This is a genomic window from Geminicoccus flavidas (assembly GCF_009806515.1).
GTDB classification, from domain to species: Bacteria; Pseudomonadota; Alphaproteobacteria; order Geminicoccales; family Geminicoccaceae; genus Geminicoccus; species Geminicoccus flavidus.
Genome location: NZ_WUJP01000791.1, coordinates 1 through 5,300 on the forward strand (window position 1 = coordinate 1; position 5,300 = coordinate 5,300).

Sequence of the window (5,300 nt, forward strand, 5' to 3'; positions counted from 1 at the left end):
CGCCCGGCACCGATCGTGGTCCTGGCGGCCCGCCCGGTCCCGGACGAGTTTCATGCCCGGTTCGACGCCACGGCCCGGGCCTACCGCTACCGGATCCTGACCCGGCGGGCACCGCCGGCCCTGGAGCGCGGCCTGGTCTGGCACCATCCGCAGCGGCTGAACGAGGCGCTGATGCACGATGCGGGCCAGCTTCTGGTCGGCCGCCACGACTTCACCAGCTTTCGCGCCACGGCCTGCCAGTCCCGCTCACCACTGAAGTCGATCGACCTGCTCCATGTCCGGCGGCAGGGCGAGCATGTCGATCTGCACATCCGCGCCCGCTCCTTTCTCCATCACCAGGTCCGCAACATCGTGGGCAGCCTCGCGCTGGTCGGTGCCGGCCGGCGGCCGGTCAACTGGATCGCCGAGGCGCTAGCGGCGCGCGACCGCAGCGCCGCCGGCCCGACCGCCCCGCCCGACGGGCTCTGCCTCGTCCAGGTCCGCTATCCCGGCTGGAGCAGCACGGAAGGCTGAACCAGCCGAGCAGCCGACGTGCCATCATCTGCACCTATTCCGGTGTACACTGCCTTACCTGACAGGACGATCGTGATGAGCCACGACATCTATGCCGGCTTGAGCCAGCTCGGCCAGCACAGCCCACCGCCGGTCTCGCCCGAGGCAGCGGTGCTGGAAACCGTCGCGAATCCACACGCTGGAACGCCCTATCTCGTGCGCTTCACCTGCCCGGAGTTCACGTCGCTCTGCCCGGTCACCGGCCAGCCGGACTTCGCCCACCTGGTGATCGACTACGTGCCGGACCAACTGCTGGTCGAGAGCAAGAGCCTGAAGCTCTACCTGCATGCGTTCCGCAACCACCCAGGCTTCCATGAGGCCTGCACGGTCGGGATCGGGCGGCGGCTGGTGGACGCGCTGGCACCACTCTGGCTGCGGATCGGCGGCTACTGGTACCCGCGGGGCGGCATCCCGATCGACGTGTTCTTCCAGACTGGGCCGGCGCCCGACGGCATCTGGGTTCCTGACCAGGGGGTGCCGACCTATCGTGGACGCGGCTGAATCCCTCTGCCACCTCCTGCCCGGCGCTTGACCTTTGCGGCCGAAGCGGCGATGCGGCAGCGGACCCGAGGGTTCGGGCCGGCTCAACCGTTGCTGACGGCAGGCATCTTGCGTCCCCTTCTGCTGCACATGCATGTTCCCCGCAGCTCGGGGTCCAGCCTGCACGCCTGGTTCGTGACGGCACTCGGCGCCAATGGAGTCGCCCAGGCGAGCAGTCCCGACGAGGTGGCGGCGGCCACCAGCGGCGGAGCCGTGCCGGCCGTGGTGAGCGGCCATTACCTGCACGGCGTCCACGAGCGGCTGGGGGGGCGGGACTATCGCTATGTCGTGCTGCTGCGCGACCCGGTCGAGCGGGTGCTCTCCCTGTTCCGCTACATCCGGGGCCTGCCCGGCCATTCGCGCCATGCCGACCTAGCGGGGCCGGGCATGACCATCCCGCGCTACTATGCCGAGGGCATTCCCGGGAGCTGGGCGCGCAACGGCATGGTCGGCCAGCTCGCCGGCAGCTATTCCGCCCTGACGCCCGAGGAGCGCCTGGCGCGCGCCACCGCCCATCTCCTGGACGAGCGGACGATCTTCGGCCTGGTCGATGACCCGCACCCGCTCCTGCGTGGAGCTGCCGAGATCCTGGGCCTGGCGGAGGTGCCGCCGTTGGCCAGGGTCAATCGATCCGCCCAGGTCGAGCCGGGCCAGGCGTTCGGCGGCGACGATGCCGACCTCGCCGCCATCGTCGAGCACAATCGGCTGGACATCGAGCTCTACCGCCGAGCGCAGGCGCATCTGGCCAAACCCCACCAGCCGGCTGCGATCGTCCAGTTGCCGCGTACGGCCGGCCGCCTGCTGCGCTGCGCCCTCGGCTGGCTGCGCTGACGCCGTTCGCTGCCCCCAGAGGTAGAGGCGGCGGATCCAGTGTACGGTTCCAGGACGCGGTGGTGCGGGTTGAATCTGGAGGCCGAGGGGCCGGCTTTTCAGGCGTCGCGGATCGCCTGAAACGGCGTTTGCCACCGCAGTGCCGCAAGGTGCCTGGCGAGCTTGCAGGCCCTGAAGAAGGCCCGGATGCCGCTGCAGGCAGTGGTGCAGAGCTCTGCGGCATGGTCCGGTGGCAGGAAGGGAAGTTGCTTCGGCGGATCGCGATGTAGTTCAGCCCGCGGTGAAGCGTGCGGGCTGAACCGTGAAGTCCTGCTGCGATGGCGCGCCCTCCTGCTCACGGAATAACGCACTACGAGACGTCGGGACCGCACGAGTACCGCGGCACGTGTTCGGCCGACTGGGAGGGAGCAGGGCGTCAGAACAGCCGATCGAGCAGCTGGTCCAGCAGGAGGGAGCTCAGGAAGTCGGCCAGCACGAAGCCGAACGCAACCCCACCGGTGGTGCGCAGGGCCGAGCGGACCACGAACCAGCCATAGACCATGGTCGCGGCGAACGCGATGAACTGCGGCATCCCCCTTGCGTCCGGCGGCAGCAGCGAGATCAGCAGGATCGCCGCTGCCAGGAATGCGCCCTGCAGCACCGAGGCCCAGTTGGCGGCGGTGACGAGCGGCACGTAGCGCGAGGTGAGCCCCAGCAGCCGGGTCAGCACCAGGGCCAGGAGCGGGAACATGGCGAAGCGGGCGAACAGCGAGACATACTCGCTGGTCCAGTCGATCTCGACCAGCCCGGTCTCATCGGAACGGCTCAGCACGAACAGCAGCAGGCCGTGCAGCGGCACCAGCCAGAAGACCGCCTGAAAGGAGCGCCAGAACCCGCCCACCGACAGGTCGAGCAACTCGATTCCCCGGGCATCGCCGCGGGCCAGGACGGAGGCGGCGGCAAAGCCGCGGACGGCGTCGGCGATCGCCACCGGGTCAGCCGCCGCTCTCTGCCTGGGCGAACCAGCGGTCCAGGATCGCCCGGTAGCAGCGGGCGAGCGAGTGGACGTCGTCCGTCCGCACCCGCTCGTCGACCTGATGCATGGTCTGACCGACCAGCCCCAGCTCGATCACCGGGCAGTAGTCCTTCACGAAGCGCGCGTCCGAGGTACCGCCGCTGGTGGAAGGCTCGGGCCGGATGCCGAACACTGTTTCGGCTGCCTCCGCCACCAATTCGGTGAACGGCCCGGGCCCCGTGAGGAACGCGTCGCCGCTCGAATGGAGCTCCAGCCGATAGCTGCCGCCGACCGAGTCGCAGTGCCGGCGCAGCCAGGCTTCCAGCCGGTCCCGGTCCTGCAGGTCGCTGTAGCGGATGTTGAAGCGTGCGGCAGCCCCGGCCGGGATGACGTTGCCGGCCGGGTTGCCGATGTCGATCGAGGTGACCTGGAGATTGGTCGGCTCGAAGAACTCGCTGCCGCCATCGATCGGCTCGGCCAGGATCGCGGAGAGCATCCGCACCAATCGGTGCGCCGGGTTGTCGGCGCGATGCGGATAGGCAGTATGGCCCTGCCGGCCCTCCACCACCAGCATCCCGTTGGCGGAGCCGCGCCGGCCGACCTTCATCGTGTCGCCATTGCGCTCCACCGAGGTCGGCTCGCCGACCAGGCAGGCGTCCGGGCGGTGGCCGTGCGCGTCCATCCATTGCAGCAAAGGCGCGGTGCCGTTGACCGCGGGGCCCTCCTCGTCGCCGGTGATCACGAAGGATACAGAACCCCTGGCCGGCCGGCCGTGCTCGGCGAGATAGCCCGCCACCGCGGCCAGGAAGCAGGCGACCCCGCTCTTCATGTCGGCGGCACCGCGGCCATAGAGCAGCCCGTCCACCACCTGGCCGCCGAACGGGTCGTGGGTCCAGGCCGAGGGATCGCCCGGCGGGACCACGTCGACATGGCCGGCGAACGCCAGATGCGGCCCGGATCCGCCGAGCCTTGCGAACAAGTTCTCGACTGGTGCCGTGCCCTCCGCCTGGAAGGCGATCCGCTCCACGGCGAAGCCTAGGGCCCCCAAGCGGGCCTGCAGGAGGTCCAGCGTGCCGCCCACCTCCGGTGTCACCGAGCGGCAGCGGATCAGTTCGGCGGTCAGCGCCACCGGGTCGATGCTGGCCATCAGTCGCGCAGCAGCTCGTTGATCGAGGTCTTGGAGCGCGTCTGTGCGTCCACCCGCTTGACGATCACCGCGCAGTAGAGGCCGGGCCCGGGCGAGCCGTCCGGCAAAGGCTTGCCGGGCATGGTGCCGGGCACCACCACCGAATAGGCCGGCACCCGGCCCTTGAACACCTCGCCCGTGGTGCGATCGACGATCCGGGTCGAGGCACCGAGATAGACGCCCATGGACAGGACCGAGCCGGTCTCGACCAGCACGCCCTCGGCCACTTCGGAACGCGCCCCGATGAAGCAATCGTCCTCGATGATCACCGGGCCGGCCTGGAGCGGCTCCAGCACGCCGCCGATCCCTGCCCCGCCGGAGATGTGGCAGTTCTTGCCGATCTGGGCGCAGGAGCCGACCGTGGCCCAGGTATCGATCATGGTGCCGCGGTCGACATAGGCGCCGAGATTGACGAAAGAGGGCATCAGCACGACGCCGGGTGCGACATAGGCGGAGCGGCGCACCACCGCGTTCGGCACTGCGCGGAAGCCCTGCGCCTCGAACCAGGCGGAATCCTTGCCCTGGAACTTGGAGGGGACCTTGTCCCACCAGCCCGAGCCGCCAGGGCCCCCGTTGATCCGGGTCATCGCGTTCAGGCGGAACGACAGGAGCACCGCCTTCTTCGCCCATTGGTGGACCTGCCACTGCCCGTCGATCTTCTCCGCGACGCGCAGCTTACCGGCATCCAGCAGATCCAGGGTCGCCTCGACGGCGTTGCGGTCGGTGCCGGTGGTGTGCGGGCCGATCTCGCCGGCACGTTCGAACGCATCCTCGACCTGGCGGCGCAGCGCCTCGATATCCATCGTCATTCCCATCCTCGCGAGCGCGGCCGTACACTAGTGGCGGCGGTTGCAGCGTCAATCCGGCCCTTGGGCGGGCCCGGATGCCCGCGGCGGGGCCGATGGTCAAACGTTCGGGAGGGGACGAGAGCGGTGACGCAAACGGTGCCGGGGCTGCCGGCGGAACTCGTGGCCGAGCTGCGCGCAGCACTCGACGACCAGGCCCTCCTGACCGAGCCCGAGCGCACGGCCCCCTACCTCACCGACTTCTGGCATCTGTCGACCGGATCCAGCCCGCTCGTGGCGCGCCCGGTCGATCCTGCCGGGGTGCAGGCAGTGTTGCGGGCCTGCCGCCGGCACCACGTGCCGGTCGTGGCCCAGTCCGGCAATACCGGCCTGGTCGGCGGCAACATCCCCG

The 5,300-nt window shown here is 69.9% G+C and carries 7 protein-coding genes; 4 read left to right on the forward strand and 3 right to left on the reverse strand.

Annotated elements, in window-relative coordinates:
• The 3 genes from EQG76_RS22655 to EQG76_RS22665 form a co-directional block, all read left to right on the forward strand.
• Positions 1 to 513 (forward strand): tRNA pseudouridine synthase A (locus EQG76_RS22655; RefSeq protein ID WP_200841037.1); only part of this gene is annotated, 513 nt, incomplete at its 5' end.
• 75 nt (positions 514 to 588) lie between these two features.
• Positions 589 to 1,053: a preQ(1) synthase gene (gene queF / locus EQG76_RS22660; protein WP_200841038.1), complete on the forward strand. Its 465-nt coding sequence runs from the start codon at positions 589 to 591 to the stop codon at positions 1,051 to 1,053.
• Between the two features lie 108 nt (positions 1,054 to 1,161).
• Positions 1,162 to 1,923: a sulfotransferase family protein gene (locus EQG76_RS22665; protein ID WP_159716576.1), complete on the forward strand. Its 762-nt coding sequence runs from the start codon at positions 1,162 to 1,164 to the stop codon at positions 1,921 to 1,923.
• A 415-nt stretch (positions 1,924 to 2,338) separates the two neighbouring features.
• Here the strand turns inward: EQG76_RS22665 and EQG76_RS22670 are convergent, their stop codons facing one another.
• Genes EQG76_RS22670 through dapD form a run of 3 tightly spaced genes read right to left on the reverse strand, consistent with a single transcriptional unit; the run spans position 2,339 to position 4,906 of the window.
• Positions 2,339 to 2,893: a hypothetical protein gene (locus tag EQG76_RS22670; protein ID WP_159716577.1), complete on the reverse strand. Its 555-nt coding sequence runs from the start codon at positions 2,891 to 2,893 to the stop codon at positions 2,339 to 2,341.
• A gap of 4 nt (positions 2,894 to 2,897) precedes the next feature.
• Positions 2,898 to 4,064, reverse strand: a complete 1,167-nt coding sequence (gene dapE / locus EQG76_RS22675) for a succinyl-diaminopimelate desuccinylase (RefSeq protein WP_159716578.1) — start codon at positions 4,062 to 4,064, stop codon at positions 2,898 to 2,900.
• Positions 4,064 to 4,906, reverse strand: a complete 843-nt coding sequence (gene dapD, locus EQG76_RS22680) for a 2,3,4,5-tetrahydropyridine-2,6-dicarboxylate N-succinyltransferase (protein ID WP_159716580.1) — start codon at positions 4,904 to 4,906, stop codon at positions 4,064 to 4,066. Before dapD ends, dapE begins: the two co-directional genes overlap by 1 nt.
• 129 nt (positions 4,907 to 5,035) lie before the next feature.
• On the opposite strand from dapD, the gene EQG76_RS22685 reads away from it, so the two are divergent.
• Positions 5,036 to 5,300: FAD-binding oxidoreductase (locus tag EQG76_RS22685; RefSeq protein ID WP_159716579.1), on the forward strand; the 265-nt coding region annotated here is incomplete at its 3' end.